The organism is Zunongwangia profunda SM-A87, assembly GCF_000023465.1.
GTDB classification, from domain to species: Bacteria; Bacteroidota; Bacteroidia; order Flavobacteriales; family Flavobacteriaceae; genus Zunongwangia; species Zunongwangia profunda.
In genome coordinates this window covers 3,874,670-3,892,500 of sequence record NC_014041.1, presented here as the reverse complement: position 1 = coordinate 3,892,500, position 17,831 = coordinate 3,874,670, and the positions used below count along the sequence as shown (strand labels likewise).

18 protein-coding genes are annotated in these 17,831 nt (G+C 36.0%); 5 read left to right on the top strand and 13 right to left on the bottom strand.

Going from position 1 to position 17,831, the window contains the following annotated elements:
* Positions 1-16 precede the first annotated feature (16 nt).
* The 7 genes from ZPR_RS17060 to ZPR_RS17030 all read right to left on the bottom strand — a co-directional run bounded on the left by ZPR_RS17060 (position 17) and on the right by ZPR_RS17030 (position 8,673).
* Positions 17-2,239 carry an NADP-dependent isocitrate dehydrogenase gene (locus tag ZPR_RS17060; protein WP_013073003.1) on the bottom strand — a complete coding sequence of 741 codons (2,223 nt, stop codon included), beginning with the start codon at positions 2,237-2,239 and terminating at the stop codon, positions 17-19.
* Positions 2,240-2,436: 197 nt separating this feature from the next.
* Positions 2,437-2,790 carry a 50S ribosomal protein L19 gene (rplS, locus tag ZPR_RS17055; RefSeq protein ID WP_013073002.1) on the bottom strand — a complete coding sequence of 118 codons (354 nt, stop codon included), beginning with the start codon at positions 2,788-2,790 and terminating at the stop codon, positions 2,437-2,439.
* 118 nt (positions 2,791-2,908) lie between these two features.
* Positions 2,909-3,589 carry a tRNA (guanosine(37)-N1)-methyltransferase TrmD gene (gene trmD, locus ZPR_RS17050; RefSeq protein WP_013073001.1) on the bottom strand — a complete coding sequence of 227 codons (681 nt, stop codon included), beginning with the start codon at positions 3,587-3,589 and terminating at the stop codon, positions 2,909-2,911.
* 58 nt (positions 3,590-3,647) lie between these two features.
* Positions 3,648-4,238, bottom strand: coding sequence for a hypothetical protein (locus ZPR_RS17045; protein ID WP_013073000.1), 591 nt, complete (start codon positions 4,236-4,238; stop codon positions 3,648-3,650).
* 260 nt (positions 4,239-4,498) lie between these two features.
* Entirely contained in the window at positions 4,499-5,593 is a 1,095-nt protein-coding gene (locus ZPR_RS17040) for a DUF748 domain-containing protein (RefSeq protein WP_013072998.1), read from the bottom strand.
* Between the two features lie 108 nt (positions 5,594-5,701).
* Positions 5,702-7,150: a glyceraldehyde-3-phosphate dehydrogenase gene (locus ZPR_RS17035; protein ID WP_013072997.1), complete on the bottom strand. Its 1,449-nt coding sequence runs from the start codon at positions 7,148-7,150 to the stop codon at positions 5,702-5,704.
* Between the two features lie 125 nt (positions 7,151-7,275).
* Positions 7,276-8,673: a S1C family serine protease gene (locus ZPR_RS17030; protein WP_013072996.1), complete on the bottom strand. Its 1,398-nt coding sequence runs from the start codon at positions 8,671-8,673 to the stop codon at positions 7,276-7,278.
* 138 nt (positions 8,674-8,811) lie between these two features.
* Here ZPR_RS17030 and dapF point away from each other — a divergent pair, with 138 nt between their 5' ends.
* The 4 genes from dapF to ZPR_RS17010 all read left to right on the top strand — a co-directional run bounded on the left by dapF (position 8,812) and on the right by ZPR_RS17010 (position 12,053).
* Positions 8,812-9,603: a diaminopimelate epimerase gene (gene dapF, locus ZPR_RS17025; RefSeq protein WP_013072995.1), complete on the top strand. Its 792-nt coding sequence runs from the start codon at positions 8,812-8,814 to the stop codon at positions 9,601-9,603.
* Positions 9,597-10,130, top strand: a complete 534-nt coding sequence (locus tag ZPR_RS17020; protein WP_013072994.1) for a GNAT family N-acetyltransferase — start codon at positions 9,597-9,599, stop codon at positions 10,128-10,130. Before dapF ends, ZPR_RS17020 begins: the two co-directional genes overlap by 7 nt.
* Positions 10,120-11,163 carry an endolytic transglycosylase MltG gene (gene mltG, locus ZPR_RS17015; RefSeq protein ID WP_013072993.1) on the top strand — a complete coding sequence of 348 codons (1,044 nt, stop codon included), beginning with the start codon at positions 10,120-10,122 and terminating at the stop codon, positions 11,161-11,163. The genes ZPR_RS17020 and mltG overlap by 11 nt, the downstream gene beginning before the upstream one ends.
* Positions 11,164-11,375: 212 nt before the next feature.
* Positions 11,376-12,053: a hypothetical protein gene (locus ZPR_RS17010; RefSeq protein WP_013072992.1), complete on the top strand. Its 678-nt coding sequence runs from the start codon at positions 11,376-11,378 to the stop codon at positions 12,051-12,053.
* A 9-nt stretch (positions 12,054-12,062) separates the two neighbouring features.
* Here the strand turns inward: ZPR_RS17010 and ZPR_RS17005 are convergent, their stop codons facing one another.
* Genes ZPR_RS17005 through dnaA form a run of 3 tightly spaced genes read right to left on the bottom strand, consistent with a single transcriptional unit; the run spans position 12,063 to position 14,741 of the window.
* Positions 12,063-12,788 (bottom strand): SAM-dependent methyltransferase, encoded by a 726-nt coding sequence (locus ZPR_RS17005; RefSeq protein ID WP_013072991.1) that lies wholly within the window; start codon positions 12,786-12,788, stop codon positions 12,063-12,065.
* Entirely contained in the window at positions 12,788-13,258 is a 471-nt protein-coding gene (locus tag ZPR_RS17000; protein WP_013072990.1) for a low molecular weight protein-tyrosine-phosphatase, read from the bottom strand. Before ZPR_RS17000 ends, ZPR_RS17005 begins: the two co-directional genes overlap by 1 nt.
* Before the next feature lie 55 nt (positions 13,259-13,313).
* Positions 13,314-14,741: a chromosomal replication initiator protein DnaA gene (dnaA, locus tag ZPR_RS16995; protein ID WP_013072989.1), complete on the bottom strand. Its 1,428-nt coding sequence runs from the start codon at positions 14,739-14,741 to the stop codon at positions 13,314-13,316.
* Between the two features lie 205 nt (positions 14,742-14,946).
* Here dnaA and ZPR_RS16990 point away from each other — a divergent pair, with 205 nt between their 5' ends.
* Positions 14,947-15,339: an acyl-CoA thioesterase gene (locus ZPR_RS16990; protein WP_041579044.1), complete on the top strand. Its 393-nt coding sequence runs from the start codon at positions 14,947-14,949 to the stop codon at positions 15,337-15,339.
* 182 nt (positions 15,340-15,521) lie between these two features.
* Here ZPR_RS16990 and ZPR_RS16985 read toward each other — a convergent pair whose 3' ends face one another.
* The 3 genes from ZPR_RS16985 to ribD are packed head-to-tail and all read right to left on the bottom strand — an operon-like array spanning position 15,522 to position 17,815.
* Positions 15,522-16,136 carry an IMPACT family protein gene (locus ZPR_RS16985; protein ID WP_013072987.1) on the bottom strand — a complete coding sequence of 205 codons (615 nt, stop codon included), beginning with the start codon at positions 16,134-16,136 and terminating at the stop codon, positions 15,522-15,524.
* A 34-nt stretch (positions 16,137-16,170) separates the two neighbouring features.
* Positions 16,171-16,782, bottom strand: a complete 612-nt coding sequence (locus tag ZPR_RS16980) for an HAD family hydrolase (RefSeq protein WP_013072986.1) — start codon at positions 16,780-16,782, stop codon at positions 16,171-16,173.
* Positions 16,775-17,815, bottom strand: coding sequence for a bifunctional diaminohydroxyphosphoribosylaminopyrimidine deaminase/5-amino-6-(5-phosphoribosylamino)uracil reductase RibD (ribD, locus tag ZPR_RS16975; protein WP_041580083.1), 1,041 nt, complete (start codon positions 17,813-17,815; stop codon positions 16,775-16,777). The genes ZPR_RS16980 and ribD overlap by 8 nt, the downstream gene beginning before the upstream one ends.
* Positions 17,816-17,831: the final 16 nt, after the last annotated feature.

Sequence of the window (17,831 nt, the reverse complement as noted above, 5' to 3'; positions counted from 1 at the left end):
TCTATTTTTAAAGTATTTAATTTCCTAAAATTTTATTTAGTGTTTCGCTAGGTAGCATGGCACTACTTGTTTTATGATCGTCCATTTTATAGTACCCACCAATATCTTGAGGAGATCCCTGGGCTCCATTAAGTTCTTCAATAATTTTGGCTTCATTAGCTTCAAGTTCAGAAGCAATTTTTTCAAAATGCTCTTTTAAATCGGCATCTTTATCTTGATTTGCTAAGGCTTCGGCCCAATAAAGTGCAAGATAGAAGTGACTTCCACGGTTATCAAGTTCATTCACCTTTCTAGACGGAGATTTACCATTTTCAAGGAACTTCTCTGTTGCTTTGTCCAGGGTGTCTGATAAAACGAGAGCTCTTTTATTATTATATTTATTGCCTAAATGCTCTAAAGCAACAGCTAAAGCAAGAAACTCTCCTAAAGAATCCCATCTTAAATGCCCTTCTTCAACAAATTGTTGTACATGTTTAGGCGCTGATCCGCCAGCACCGGTTTCAAATAGTCCACCTCCATTCATTAGCGGTACAATAGAAAGCATTTTCGCACTTGTTCCTAATTCTAAAATCGGGAATAAATCCGTTAAATAATCTCTAAGTACATTACCGGTTACAGAGATGGTATCTTTTCCGTCTTTTACTCTTTTTAATGTAAATTCAGTTGCTTTCAACGGAGACATGATTTCAATTTGAAGTCCTTTAGTATCATGTTCTGGAAGATACTTTTGTACTTTCTCAATCAATTGGGCATCATGAGCTCTTTCGTTATCTAACCAGAATACAATTGGCATTCCACTTTCTTTACCGCGATTTACAGCCAATTTTATCCAATCCTGTATAGGAGCATCTTTTACCTGGCACATTCTCCAGATGTCTCCTTCTTCAACTTCATGCTCCATTAAAGTGTCTCCTTTAAGATCTACAACTTTAACTGTACCAGCTTCTGGAATTTCAAAAGTTTTATCATGTGAACCATACTCTTCTGCTTTTTGGGCCATAAGTCCTACATTAGGTACGGTTCCCATAGTAGTTGGATCAAAAGCACCATGTTCTTTACAGAAATCTATAGTTGCCTGGTAAATTCCGGCATAACTACTATCTGGGATTACCGCCTTAGTATCCTGAGTTTTATTGTCTTTATTCCACATTTGTCCGGATGTTCTAATCATTGCAGGCATAGAAGCGTCAATAATGACATCACTTGGAACATGTAGGTTGGTAATTCCTTTATCAGAATTTACCATTGCTAAATCAGGACCGTTTTTAATAGCAGTCTGAATAGCATCATTTATTTCTTTTCTTTTATCTTCAGGTAAAGATTCGATAGCACTTAAGATGTCTCCAAGTCCGCTGTTTGGATTTCCTCCAGCTTTCTTTATATCCTTACCATATTTTTCAAATACATCAGCAAAAAATACTTTTACAGCATGACCAAAAATAATAGGATCTGAAACCTTCATCATGGTGGCTTTCATGTGAAGAGAAAAAAGCACACCTTTATCCTTAGCATCCTGAACTTGTTCTTTTAAGAATTTCTCTAATTGAGAAATATTCATTACTGTACCGTCAATAATTTCACCGGCAAGTAATTTGAGTCCTTTCTTAAGTACAGTTTGTTCTCCAGAAGCTGAAGTAAAAACGATGTCTACGCTATCATCTTCGTTTAAAGTAACAGATTTTTCGTTATGGTAAAAATCACCACTATCCATAGTGGCTACATGAGATTTAGAATCTGAACTCCATTCCCCCATAGAATGAGGGTTTTTCTTTGCGAAATTCTTTACCGCTTTCGGAGCCCTACGATCGGAGTTACCTTCACGTAATACAGGGTTTACTGCACTACCTTTTACTTTATCGTATTTTGCTCTAATTTCTTTTTCCTCTTCAGTAGCTGGTTCATCAGGATATTCAGGAAGTTTGTATCCTTTTTCCTGAAGTTCTTTAATAGCTGCTTTTAACTGAGGGATAGAAGCACTAATATTAGGTAATTTAATAATGTTAGCTTCTGGTTTCTTTGCCAATTCACCAAGTTCTGCAAGTGCATCTGCAACTTTTTGGTTGTCTTCTAAAAACTCGGGAAATTGAGAAAGAATACGTCCAGCAAGAGAAATATCTTTTGTTTCTAGAATTACATCTGCTGCTTTGGTATAAGTTTGTACGATGGGAAGTAATGAGTATGTGGCTAAAGCCGGAGCTTCATCTGTTTTGGTATAAAAAATCTTGGTGTTTTCTGCCATTATTCAATTTTTTTTGATTTGTCATATTTCGTACAAACCCTGCAATGATACAGAGTTTGCTGTCTTCGCAATATACTATTTTTTAGACATTTTAGCTAGCAATTTACGGGCAAAGCCTGTTAAGAAAGACTAAAAATAAGGCATAAAAAAACTCCGTTGAAAACGGAGTTTTTAAACTGTATTGTAAAAAGTAAAAATTAAGCTCTTTTAGCTTCTTTAATACGAGCTTTTTTACCTGTAAGTTCTCTAAAGTAGAAAATTCTAGCTCTTCTAACGCTACCTCTTTTGTTGATCTCAATCTTTTGGATCGCAGGAAGGTTTACAGGGAAGATACGCTCTACGCCTACAGTTCCACTCATTTTTCTAATAGTGAAAGTCTGTGAGCTACCTGTTCCTCTTTTTTGAATAACAACTCCACGGAAGAACTGAGTACGGGTTTTTTGACCCTCTTTAATTTCGTAATAAACGGTAATAGTATCTCCAGCTGAAAATTCAGGAAGATCTTTCTTGGTAACGAATTCGTCTTGAACGTATTTAATTAACGATTCCATAGTTAAATATTTAAGATGCAAGCTAAAACAACGTTCACGGTTCTCGCCAGAGGTTATTTTAGAACGGATGCAAAATTATAAATTTTATTTTTATAATTACATGTTTTAATGAAGAATTTTAATCTTCTTCCAAAAGATCTGGTCTAAGCTTTTGTGTGCGCTTAAATGCTTCATTTTCACGCCATTCTTCTATCTTTGGAAAATTCCCTGTAGTTAAAATTTCAGGTACTTTCCATCCTTTATATTCAGCGGGTCTGGTATATACAGGAGGAGCTAATAGGTTGTCCTGAAACGAATCTGTTAATGCTGATGTTTCATTGCCTAAAACTCCCGGGATAAGCCTAATGACCGCGTCACATAAAATAGCTGCACCTAATTCTCCACCAGACAATACATAATCACCTACTGAAATTTCTTTAGTAATAAAATGATCGCGTACCCGCTGATCTACCCCTTTATAATGACCGCAAAGAATGATGATATTTTCCATCATTGAAACTCTATTAGCCATTTTTTGATTTAAGGTGGCACCATCAGGGGTCATATAAATTACTTCGTTATAGTCTCGTTCAGACTTAAGCTTAGTAATGCATTTATCTATAGGTTCGATCATCATCACCATTCCTGCGCCCCCGCCAAATTGGTAATCGTCAATTTGCTTATAATTATCAGTCACATAATCCCGTAAATTATGCATGTGGATTTCTACGTGTCCTTTTTCGATCGCTCGTTTAAGAATTGATGCTTCAAACGGACTTTTAAGAATATCAGGAACAACTGTGATAATATCTATTCGCATGGCGCTTTAATTTAAGAATGCAATTTTAAGACTGTAAAGATGCGAATAATTGCAGAATTTAAGTGTTCATTTTGTTTACCTTGTTTTTTTCATCCTGAAGAAGTCGGCCAAGGCGTTGCTCTTTTTCTAAGGCTTTTTTCTTATAGGTATCAAATTCCTTTTCAGTATCATCAAGACGTTTTTTGGCCTCTTTGGTTACCGCATTAGAATTTTTAAACTTATAAATAAAGAAAACCAGGGCTAAGATAAGAATGGCAACAATTCCCCACATCATCGCCATGTAGGTTCCTTTTGTTAGCGGCATACCTAAAAAAACGATATTATCTTTCTCTTCGGTAACTTGTTGAAGATTTTGCTGTGTTGTTTTTAATTCACCTTCTAAATTAGCAATTTCTTCTTCCTGTTGGTCTGCTGTATTTTTGCCAACCGTAATTTGATCTTTTAATTCCTGGATATAATCGTTGGTCTTGTCCCTTAGATCTACCAGTTCATCATAATTAACCACCTTATATTCCTGATAATTGTTAGAAGATTCAATTAGCTCCTGAAATTTTTGTTGAATAGGATTTGTGGTAAGAATACTGTCCTGGGCATTACTTTTTAAAGTAAATGCGGTAAAAATTAATAGTGTAATTAGTAGCTTATTCATTTTAAAATGAAGTTTTCGTGTTTGTTAGTACCAACGTAACCTTTAAAATGTTATTTTATTGTATGGGTACGGTGTTTTTTTTTGGTTGTAATTTTCAAAACAAAAAGTATATGGGGCAAAGAATATTAGCTTTAATCTATCCTGGAGCATTTAGGCGCATCCAACACCGATAGCTTCAATTTTATTGGTAGAAATTTTAGAAAGGATTTTCCCTTGTTACTTTATTAGACTTTGCGAATTCTCCTCCTTATTGCAGTGATTTATTTCTTCTGTTTTGCATCCTCGAAATTAATTTCTTCATTCACGCTATTTTTAAATGCATTAATCCATGCATTTTCAAAAATATTGAATACGGTAGGTAAAACTCCTGTTTTTACATTTTTAAGATCTCCTTCTAGTGGTACTTTTGTTGCTAAAGTATCTGTGCCCTGATTTTTAAGGATAAATTTAAAAACTCCAACAAATCCTTCCCAGAGCTTTTTGAAAAGTCCGCCTTCTTCATCTTTTCCAATAAGTTTAGTATTAATAAACATGGGTTTAATATAACCTTTCAGGTAGGCATCATTTATGGCAATTTCGCTGTAAAGCTCAAAAGTTCCGCTTTCAAAATCTACACCGGCATAGCGTTGGATAAGATCATTAATTCCCGTAGCTCTTGCTTTTTGTAAGGAGAAATCAATATCCATATCAGGGATTTCCTTTAATAGGTTCATATTGCCATGAAGCTTTACATTCCCACCTCCAATAGAAACCGCGGTAGCCTGAATGTTTGATGGCAATGGCTTTTCATTGTTGATTACATTGCTAAGATTGGTTGCCTGTAAGTTTACTTTTTGCATAAACATATCAATCTGAGGATCCGAGGAGAGCTGAACGAAATTTGCCGTGCCATTGTATACCTGAAGGTGGTTAATGTCAATAGGTACAAGATCGGTTAAGGCTTTTGTCCAATCTTCGGTTTTTGGATTTTCCACAGCAGTAGTATCCTGTTGATCTTCGAAAATATAATTAAATTTGGGACTATGCATTTCAATTTCGCTTACTACCTTACCTTTTAGCAGGGATTTCCATTCTATTGAAATATCAGTTTCCGGAAAATCGAGTAGGGGAGTTTCATTTTCCGCATTTTCTTTTATTAATACTAAAGAATCTATGGTATAAGCACCTCGCCATAAGGCAATATCAATATCTTCTACATGGCCATGATAACCGGGAATATTATTTAGCGTTTTGTTTACGTAATTTTTAACGATAAGAGGCAGGAATAGACGAAAAACAATAAGAGCTCCTAAAATGATTACCGGAGCGATATATCGCTTCTTTTTAAGATGTCGTCTTTTTCTTTTAGAACTCATGCTTTATTTTTTACAAAATTGCATAAAGCCCTTAAATCGATGGGTTAAGTTTATCACAAAAAAAGATACCCGCCATTGGCGGGTATCGGGATTGGAAAAAATACAGGTTTAGTAGTAAGTATATCGCCTAACTTTTGCAATATACTTTGCTAGCCTGATTACCTGATGACTATAGCCATACTCATTATCGTACCATATATATAAGACGATATTTTTTCCATTGTTTGCAACAATAGTTGCTTTGCTGTCATAAATGGCGGGAGCTGAAGAACCGATAATGTCTGATGAAACCAATTCGTTATCTATCGAAAACTTAATTTGTTCAACCAAATCACCTTCCAGCGCATATTTTTTTAAGACTGAATTTACGCCTTCTACAGAGGTTTGACTTTCCACCTGTAAATGTAAAATAGCTAATGATCCGTTAGGAACAGGAACACGTATCGCATTAGAAGTTAATTTTCCTTCCAATTGCGGAAGACATTTTGCTACTGCTTTACCGGCGCCGGTTTCCGTAATTACCATATTTAAACTGGCTGCGCGACCACGGCGATATTTACTATGCATATTATCAACCAGGTTTTGATCGTTTGTATATGCGTGAATGGTTTCTAAATGTCCGTCAATAATTCCCAGAGATTCGTCTATGGCTTTTAGAACCGGAGTAATCGCGTTTGTGGTGCAGCTGGCTGCCGAGTATATATGATGTTCCTCTGGCTTAAATAACGTGTGGTTTGCCCCGTGGACGATATTCGGAATTCCTTTTCCCGGCGCGGTAAGCAAGATCTTGGCTGCTCCTTTAGATTTCAAGTGTCGTTGTAGCGCTTCCTTATCTCTGAAAGCACCAGTATTGTCGATAATCAACGCCTCACTGATACCCCATTTGGTGTAATCTATATCCTCAGGATTAGAGGCGCTAATTATATGTACAGTTGTATCGTTAATTATTAATGCAGATTTTTCAATACTATAGGAAACTGTTCCTGCAAATTCACCATGAACCGAATCATTCATTAAAAGAGAAGCTCTTTTAGCTAAGACTTCTTCAGATATTTTGTCTCGAGTAACGATGGCTCTTAGTCTTAATTGATTTCCTTTACCGGTTTTAGTCATTAATTCGCGGGCAACTAAGCGTCCAATCCTTCCGAATCCATAAAGCACTACATCTTTAGGAGTTACTGCTTCTACATCTTTAGCATCGTTTAATTTATCAGACACAAAGGCCATGGCATTTGTATACTCTTGATCTTCTAAATGATACTCATAAGTAAGTTTCCCAATGTCTAATTTTGCAGGAGGAAGGTTTAGGTCTTTAATAGCTTTGATGATTTCAACTGAATCGAAAATAGAGATCGGCTTTTGTACAAAAGCACCTGCATATTCATGAAGGTTTAAAATGTCGCTAACATTTTTATTGATAAGCTGATTTCTAAAAAGAACGAGCTCGATAGATTTATCATACCATAAGTCACTTACTATATTAATAAATTCTACGGTGGCACGTCTTCGGTCTGCCTGAAATGCAAGTTCTCTTTCGTAAACTTTATTTAAGCTCATTTTGTTTAAATATGTGGTTAAATTTAATACAAAAGTATGTATTTCAAACGTTTTCGTAAAATAATTAAGGAATAAAAAAACTCCTGATTAACAGGAGTTTTAAGTGTATTTTTAACGTTTGCAGGCTATCTGAATATTACACGCTGCTTTTGGCCGGTTTTATCTATAAAAGTCATGGTTAATCCCTGTCCTCTTTCTAAAGATTTAAAAGCTTCTTCTGCATCGCGAATGTCATAAATCTTATCGCCGTTAATCTCTGTAATAATTGCTCCTACAAATTCTTCTTCAGCATATTGATCGCTCAATGTTTTACTAATTTTTACACCATTTTCGGTTTGGTAAAACTTCAATTCGTCTTTAGAAGCATTGGTAACTTCTAAACCAATTGGGAGCTGCGTAACGCTAAGTTTTGTTAATTTTACGGCGATTTCTTTTTCAACACCATTTCTTAATACTGTTACATTTACGGTATCATTTGGCCGTTTGGTGTTGATATAACCAGTAAGGTCTGAGAATTTATTCACCTTAATATTATCAATTTTTCTGATAACATCTTTCGCTTTAATTCCGGCTTTTTCAGCTCCGCTTCCAGAAGTTACCTCACTTACATAAACTCCCTGCGTGGTTCCATATTCTTCACTAAGCTCTGGAGTTCTGTTGAAATCGCTTCCACGAATACCAAGAATTCCCTGTTGGATATCCCCATATTCCATAATATCTTCTACAATTTTTCTGGCATTATTAGAGGGTACTGCAAATGCATATCCTACATAACTACCCGTCATAGAAGTGATGGCCGTGTTAATTCCTATTAATTCACCGTTAATATTTACAAGGGCACCCCCGCTGTTTCCGGGATTAATTGCAGCATCGGTCTGGATAAATGATTGTCCTGTTGCGTTGGGATTCAAGTTTCTGGATTTTGCGCTTATAATACCAGCGGTAACAGTCGATTTTAAATTAAAAGGATTACCAACGGCTAATACCCATTCCCCAACTTTTGTATTGTTCGAGTTTCCAAAAGGAATATATTCAAGGTCTTCTTCCGGTTCCACTTTAATTAAGGCAATGTCTGAAATGGCATCGGTACCAATAACTTTTGCCTTATAGGTTTTGTTGTTATTTAAGGTTACCTCTAATTCGTTAGCACCATCGATTACGTGGTTGTTGGTCACAATGTAGCCATCTGGGGTGATAATTACACCAGATCCAGTACCGCGCAGGGCTTTGCTGGACTCCGTTTTTCCCTGCATTACATCTGCCCAACTTCTTGGGCCGCTGTATACCGCAACATTTTTAACATGAACTACAGCATGTACGGTCTTCTCTGCAGCTGCAGTAAAATCTACATTGGTACCATAGGTACGATTGGCATCATAATTTGCTTGAATAAGGCTTTGGGTAGCATCTTGCTTTTCTTGCAAGAAGGAAACATTTTCTTCTTCAAAAAATAGCTTGTAGCTACCTAATGTTAATGCTCCACCCAGGATGGAAACAATAAGTAAACTTGCTAATTTTCTCATATTCTTCTGAAAAATTTTATTTATTAAACTTTTAATTTATACTAATTATATTCTATTTTCCTGTTTGTCAGCTCATACTTAAAAACGCAGAAGTCACTTCTAAAATTGTATATTTGCGTTTTTAAAATCTGCTAAATAATGGGACTTCAGTTTTTCAAATATCAGGGAACAGGTAACGATTTTGTAATGATTGATAATCGCAATAATGTAGTATCCAAAAACGATACCAAACTGATCAACAGGCTTTGTGACCGAAAATTTGGCATAGGGGCCGATGGCTTAATCCTTTTGGAACATCCCGATGTTGAAGGAGATGATTTTAAAATGGTTTATTTTAATGCAGATGGTAATCAAAGCAGTATGTGCGGTAACGGAGGTCGATGTTTGGTGGCTTTTGCAAAAATGCTTGGGATTATCGAAACCCAGGCGAAATTTACCGCTATTGATGGTCCTCATAAAGCCTTTATAGACAAGGACAATGTTGTGAATTTACAGATGCAAAACGTCTCTGATATATACCAATCTGGAAATATAGCTTTTCTGGATACCGGATCTCCACATCATATTGTCTTTACTGAAGATGTAAAAAATCTAGATGTAAAAGAAGAGGGAGCGGCTATACGTTATTCTAGCGATTATAAAGAAAAAGGGACAAATGTAAACTTTGTAGAAAAGACGGATGAAGAGAATACTTTTATCGTAAGGACTTATGAGCGTGGAGTAGAAGATGAAACTTTGGCTTGCGGCACCGGTGTAACTGCTGTTGCTATTGCCGCACATCATAGTAATCGTACCAAAGCCAGTGAGGTGAAATTACAGGTTCCGGGTGGTAATTTATCGGTAAGTTTTAAAAGCGATGGCGATAGTTATAGCGATGTCTGGCTTAAAGGACCTGCTGTGCTTGTTTTTAAAGGAGAGATAGCATGCTAACCTTAAAAGGAGAAAAATTATATCTAAGAGCATTAGAACCTGAAGACCTCGAGTTTCTTCATGAGTTGGAGAATAACGAGGAGTTTTGGGAAGTAAGTGCAACCCAGGCTCCTTTTTCGAAATACATACTTAAAAAATATCTGGAAAATTCTCATCTTGATATTTATGAAGTAAAACAATTACGACTGGTTATCTGTAATCTGGACCATCGCCCTATTGGTTTGATTGATATTTTTGATTTTGAACCTAAAGATCGACGGGCGGCGATCGGACTTCTTATTGCAAATCCGGAAGAGCGACAAAAAGGCTTTGGAGCTGAAAGTTTATCACTGGTTTGCAAATATTGTTTTAAGCATTTAGGCCTACATCAGGTTTATGCCAACATAACAGCGGATAATTTGCGGAGTTTACGCCTTTTTGAAAATATAGGTTTTACAAAAGCGGGATTAAAAAAAGAATGGACGTTTGTAAATGGTCGTTTTAAGGACGAGTATTTATATCAACTAATTAACAATAATGTACATTAAAAAAATAGTAGTAGCCATAGCAGTTTTAGGACTGGTGGCTGTAGGCGGATTTAGTTATTATATTTATCAAACCATTTTTGGAATAAACACTGCTTTTTCTTCGAACCAGAAAGTGGTCTTGATCCCAACAAATTCTGATTATCCAGCAGTGCTTGATAGTTTAAAACCGCTTATTAAAGACCTAAATAGTTTTAATATAGTTGCTGAAAAAAAGCAATACCCCAATAATATAAAAGCAGGAAGGTTTATTCTAAAAAAAGGAATGAATAATAACGAAATTATTAATGCTTTGCGTAGTCAAAATATGCCTGTAAATGTGACTTTCAATAATCAGGAGCGCATTGAGGATTTGGCGGGACGTGTGGCAGCTCAAATTGAAGCAGACAGTCTTAGTTTATTAGAAGCAATGCAAAGCAAGGATTTTCTTGCTGACAACAGTTTTGATGATGCTACTGCTTTGGGAATGTATATTCCCAATAAATATGAATTCTTCTGGAATACATCGGCTGAAGAGTTTAGAAGTCGTATGAAAAAGGAATACGATCGTTTTTGGACAGACACAAGATTGCAAAGAGCAGAAGAAATTGGTTTAACACCCGCACAGGTCATTACAATGGCTTCTATCGTCCAGAAAGAAACAGCAAAGGTAGACGAACGTCCAAGAGTAGCTGGAGTATATATGAATCGTTATAAAAACGGTTGGAAACTAGATGCTGATCCTACGGTAATTTATGCGATCAAAGAAAAAACTCAAAACTTTGATACGATCATAAAAAGGGTTCTTTATAAAGATTTAGAGCTGGATTCTCCTTATAATACTTATAAATATGCTACAATTCCGCCGGGTCCCATTAGTATGCCCGATATTTCTTCAATCGAAGCGGTATTAAATTACGAGGACCATGACTATTTCTATTTTGTAGCCAATGTTGAAAATTTTGGTTATCATAAATTCGCGAAGACCCTTGCCCAGCACAACCGTAACAAGCAGGAATATATACGGTGGATTAATAAAAAGGGGATAAAAAGGTAGAAACTTCCAGAATTAAGGAAAGTCTAACTTGTTGATATTATGCGTGTTGGTGTTTTGTTAACGATAGGAGTCTCTTTGTGAAAGGTTTAACACTCTGTTATTCAGATTATTAAAATTTGTTGTACATTTGCCCTCGCAAATTTGAAGAGAGATCAATTTTATAAAGATAGCAATAAATATTGATTTAACAAGCTCTTCAGAAAAAAAATGTAATGAGTAAGAAAATTGTTAAACTTTCCTGGCTGCCAGTTCTTGCTGGATCTGTATTTTTTAGTTTCAGCACCAAGAAGGCAGCAGATTTAGAGATTGAAGGTTTTACTACTCCAAATCTTGAATTAGATTATACGGTATCGCCAGATACGTTACCGTTAAAAACTTCAGAAGTGGCTTTAAAAGCCCTTCCAAGACTAGGGAAGTCTTACACAGGGTTTAAAGAAGCTATTGGTTTTAAAGAATCACGTGGAGACTACAAGAGCATCAATGAGTATGGATATATGGGAAAATACCAGTTTGGTAAAGGAACCCTTAATTTATTAGGCGTTTACGATACCCAGGAATTTCTTAATAATCCAGAACTTCAGGAAGCAACTTTTTATACTAATGCTTCTCGTAACAAATGGATCCTTATTCGTGACATTAAGCGCTTCGTGGGTAAAAAAATAAACGGGGTGGAAGTTACAGAATCTGGAATACTGGCAGCGGCACATCTTGCTGGGCCTGGTAGCGTGAAAAAGTATTTAAGAAGTTATGGTGGGCAAATGTTTAACGACGCATTTGGAACCAGTATTAAATACTATATGAAGCGTTTTGCAGGTTATGATACATCGTTTATCCAACCCGTTAAAAATCCAAGAGTAGATTTATCAAAAATAGAAGCTGTTAATTCCTGATTTTAGGAATCAGTCTTTTTGAAGTACAAAAATGGTAGGTCTTTTATGAAGATCTACCTTTTTTTGTTTCCATTCATTAATAGATAAGCTAAGGATAAACTCTGTGGGTAGCGTAAGATCGCAGGCAATGCACAACCGTGTGGTTGGATGTAAGATTTGGAGAAGATCCTCTAGAAGTTTGTTATTACGGTACGGTGTTTCAATAAAAACCTGGGCCATATTTTTTTCGGAAGAAATGCGCTCAAGGTTTTTTAACTCCTGTTTCTTTTCTTTTTTATCGATAGGCAGGTAGCCATTAAAACTAAATGACTGACCATTCATACCGCTGCCCATCATGGCTAGTAATATAGAAGAAGGACCAACTAAAGGGACTACCTGTATTCCATTTTGATGCGCTAACTTTACAATTTCGGCACCTGGATCGGCAACACCGGGCACACCAGCTTCACTAATAAGTCCCATATCAAAACCTTCTTTGCAGGCATCCAGAAAGTTTGGGATTTCGGTGATTTCCGTAAATTTATTTAGCGTTTTAAACTTTAAAATTTGTTGTTTTTTCTGCGGAACAAGTTTTTTTATTGCTCTACGGGCGGTTTTTTCATTTTCAGCAATGTAATGATCTATTCGCTCTACGTGTTTTTTTACCGTTAAGGGCAAAACATCTATGGGGTTAGATTCACCAAGTGTTGTTGGAATTAAATAAAGTTTTCCCGAAAATGAAAAGTTTTGTCCCATTAGTAAGTTCCGTTTTTTATTTTTTCAACGATTTTCACTGTAGCTTCGTCCAGCATTTGATACACATTTTCGAAGCCCTGATCACCACCATAATAAGGATCGGGAACATCTACATTTTCGCCGGGGAAAATCTCGTTTAAAATGAGTTTTATTTTTGCTTTTTCCTCTTCAGAATCAGCTAAAGCAATAGCATCACGAAAATTTGAATTATCCATTACAAAAATATGGTCAAAATCTTTTAAATCCTGTTTAGTAAGTTGTCGACCACGCTGGTCGGTTATGTCTAGATTATGCTTTTTGGCAGTAGCGATAGATCGGCGATCGGGCAGATCATCAATATGATAGTTGCTGGTACCGGCAGAATCTACATAAACTTCGTTTGCATTTACTTTTGCCTTTAGCACTCCTTCTGCAAGTGGAGAGCGACAAATGTTACCCAGGCAAACCATTAGGATTTTTTTCTTTTCCATAGTTTAGTAGCTATTTTAAAGCAAAAAAGCTCTTTTTAAAGAGCTTTTTTGAAACTTAAATCGTTAATTTTTTATTGAGATCTTCTACAAATTTCTTGAATTGTTTATCTGTAGAAGCAAGATTGTCTACTGTTTTGCAAGCGTGTAAAACCGTTGCGTGATCACGGCTTCCTATTTGCGAACCAATACTGGCCAAAGAAGCTTTGGTGAATTTTTTAGCAAAAAACATTGCCAGTTGCCTGGCCTGTACAATGTGGCGCTTTCTTGTTTTAGATTGCAAAGTTTCCACATCCATCTGGAAGTAATCACTTACTACTTTTTGAATGTAATCTATGCTTACCTCTCGCTTGGTATTTTTAACGTAATTATCTACGATTTTTTTCGCAAGTTCTAAGGTTACATCTTTTTTATTGAAAGAAGAATGAGCGATTAAAGAAATAATAGCTCCTTCTAATTCGCGAATATTCGCTTTAATATTATTCGCTAAAAATTCAACAATCTCTTCCGGCATTTCCACACCATCTCGATAAAGTTTGTTCTTAATGATAGAAACGCGGGTTTCAAAATCTGGATGTTGCAATTCAGCTGAAAGTCCCCATTTAAATCGAGAAAGCAAGCGTTGTTCAATATCCTGCATATCTACAGGGGCCTTATCACTGGTAAGGATTACCTGCTTTCCGTTTTGATGTAAATGGTTGAATATGTGGAAAAATACATCCTGCGTTCCTGCTTTACCCGATAGTAATTGAATGTCATCTACAATTAAAACATCGATAATTTGATAGAAGTGAATAAAGTCATTTCTATTATTTTTTTTAACAGATTCGATATATTGTTGCGTAAATTTTTCCGCAGAAATATAAAGGACGGTTTTCTCTGGGTATTTGTCTTTAATTTCAACTCCAATGGCATGCGCTAAATGGGTTTTTCCAAGACCAACGCCTCCAAAAATAAGAAGCGGATTAAAAGATGTTCCTCCAGGTTTATTAGCAACGGCCAAACCAGCAGATCTTGCCAGACGATTGGACTCACCTTCAAGGAAATTTTCGAAGTTATAACTCGGGTTTAATTGTGATTCAATTTTTACATTTCTAATGCCCGGGATGACAAATGGATTTTTTAATTCCGGGTTTTTATTCTTTACAGGAACATCCACTTCCTGTGAGGTCATATTAGCTCGTTGTGTACTAGGAATTTTTTCGGTAAAAGGTAATTTATTACCGTAGGTGTTTTCCATTTTGATAACGTACACCAATTTTGCTTTTTCACCAAGCTCTCTTGTTAAGCTAACTTTTAAAAGCTTAACATAATGCTCTTCAAGCCACTCATAGAAAAACTTAGACGGTACCTGTATACTTAATGCACAATCGGTAAGTTTTACTGCTTGTATAGGCTCGAACCAGGTTTTATAGGCCTGCGGCGAAATGTTATCTTTTATAAAAGCTAGACAGCTATTCCAAACTGATTGCGCAGTTTTCGACATGCTAAGTGTGGCGTTATTTAGGGTTATTATAATGTTTGAATTTACTCCTGATAAGAGTGCTCCTGTTTAAAAGGAGGGGCACAAAGATGTGAACAAAATATGTAAAAAAAAAACCCATTTGGTATTGAATTTTTGGAATATTTTACTCATACTTATAATGACTCAAATCTCAAAATTTATTTTTTTCAAGTTTTAAAATTCGCCAATGAAAGACCATTTATCTATACTAAAAGTACGATATGCAGAAACAGACCAAATGGGTGTTGTGCATCATGGTAATTATGCTCAGTATCTGGAAATTGCGCGAATTGACTGGCTTGAAAAAATTGGTATTTCCTATAAAAGTATGGAAAAAAACGGTATTATGCTACCAGTTTATGAAATGAATTTTAAGTTTAAGAAATCGGCTTTTTTTGACGACCAATTAAAGATTTTTACCAGTCTTAGACAGAGACCGGATGTAAAAATAATTTTTGATTATAAAATTTATAATCAGGACGGGGAATTGTTAACAACTGCCAACACCGTTTTAGTTTTTATGGATGCAAAAACTAGGCGCCCCATACGATGCCCGGATTATGTTTTGGAGAAGCTTTAGAAAATAGAGAATAGACAATTATTTTGAATTTTGAATTTTGAATAAGATTGGAATCAAGATTCAAGTATCAGGAGTCAAGATGATGTTGACTATTTAATATTTAAGTAAAGATTTTTTATTCTGAATTTGGATTGCAAAAACAAATTATAGCTTATTATACTGGATACTGACTACTGAATTTGTTAACTGTCTACTCTTTTTATTCCTACTTTATAAGTAGTATTGAATTTATCAAATATCGCTTCGGCTTCTTTTTTACGGACTGATAGATAGATTTTGCAATCTAATTCCAGTTTTTGTTCAACAATATTTAGGTTATATTCTTTGATGAGCCGCATTACGATATTCATTTCAGGATAATCAAAAGAAACTTCAAAAACTTCGTCAATTGTACGTTCTACGATATTTGAGTTTTCCAGCGCCATTTGGGCGGCAGTTTTGTAAGCATTTATAAGTCCGCCAACACCTAATTTTACGCCACCAAAATAACGAACCACAACAATAAGTACATTCGTTACTTCAAAAGACTGTATTTGCCCGTAAATTGGCATCCCTGCCGAGTTGGATGGTTCGCCATCGTCATTAGCACGATAATAAATATCCTGTTCTTCCTTCCCTGTTTGCCAGGCATAACACCAGTGCCTTGCTTTGTGATGTTTAGACTTTAATTCTTCCAGATACAGATTAGCCTCCTCTTCATTTTTGACAGGAAAGGCATAACCAAAAAACTTTGAGTTTCGGTCTTTAAATAATACTTCTTCTGAGGCTTTGGTTATGGTTTTGTAAGTGTCCTTCATTTTGGCAAACTAAGGAATTTTGACGGCATAGTTCTTAAGAGAATAGTTCTTTCTTTGTGGTAAATAGATCAATTACATCCTCTCGCGTAGGTTCCAGATTCCAAATATTAATGCCTAAAGCAGCGGCGGCATCAGTATTTTCCCTGGTGTCGTCTATAAAGAGACATTCCTCTGGTTTTAGGTTATGCTGTTGCAGTACATACTCATAAATATTAGCATCGGGTTTTCTGAAATTGATCTCGTAAGACAAATAGAACGCATCAAAACATTGCTGAAATTCGTTAAAAAAAGATATATTTTCTTTAACCCAATCAATATGAATTTCGTTAGTGTTGCTTAAAAGAATAAGCTGATAATCTTTCTCTGCAGCCAATTTTTTAATGAACTCTAAGCGATATTTAGGAAAATCTACCAAAATGGCGTTCCAGGCTTCCAGAAAATTGTCTTTTTTAATAGATGTAAACTCTTTTTTATAGCTGTTGAAGAATTCTTCTGAGGATAGTAAACCTTTTTCGTATTCCTGGTTGGTGCTGAGTATGGAATCTGGTATATTTTTAACTCCGAATTGCTTTAATTGTGCCGGGGTAGCCGACTTATCCAGGTTGATGAAAATATCGCCAAAATCAAAAATGATGGTTTTAATCATTTAAATAGGTCTTTAACAGGTTATCTTCTATTTTTTCTTCGGAAATTAACTTTCCCTGAAATTCAGGTGCTGAAACTCCCATTTTTAACTGAACATTTCCCGAAAATACACGCGCTTCATCCCATAATTTCGCATCGATAAAACTTTGAAGTGTTTGCAATCCCCCTTCAATAATAACCGACTGTAAATTTTCCTGAAATAAGATACTCCCAATTTGTTCGGGTAAATTTTGACTAAAATCAGCGTGCCGATATTCTAGGTTTTTTGACGTTATTTTCTGATTATTTTCAGTAATAATAATTGTTTTGATGCTTCCGTCGAAAATAGCCGATGCTGCCGGAATTTTTCCAGAGCGATCGATCACCACCCGTACAGGATTGTTCCCGGCATATAATCTCGTATTGAGTTTTGGGTTATCTTCGATTGCCGTTTTTGTTCCCACGAGAATCGCCTGTTCTTCAGCGCGCCATTTGTGTACCAGTTGTTTTGAGTACCGATTGCTGATCCAAACAGGAGCACGATCTTTACGTTGCAGCGGGGCGATAAAACCATCTTCACTTTGCGCCCATTTTAATATAATATAAGGACGCTTTTTATTGTGAAACGTAAAGAATCTTTTGTTAAGGTGCTGTGCCTCTTGTTCAAGAACGCCCAGCGTTACATCGCAACCGGCTTCCATTAGTTTTTTAATGCCTCGTCCGGCAACTTCAGCAAAAGGATCTACAGTGGCAACCACTACTTTTTTGATCCCTTTCGCAATGATTAAATCACTACAAGGTGGCGTTTTTCCAAAATGGCTGCAAGGTTCTAAACTTACATAAATGGTCGATTTCTTTAAAAGGTCTCGGTTTTTAACTGAATTTACTGCGTTAACCTCGGCATGAGGCTCTCCCGCTTTTTGATGCCAGCCTTCGCCAATAATTTGGTTTTTATAAACAATCACACTACCAACCATGGGATTTGGATAGGTGCTTCCCAATCCGTTTTCGGCGAGTTGCAAACAGCGTTTTATATATTTTTCGTGTATATTCACAGCCACAAAAATAGGA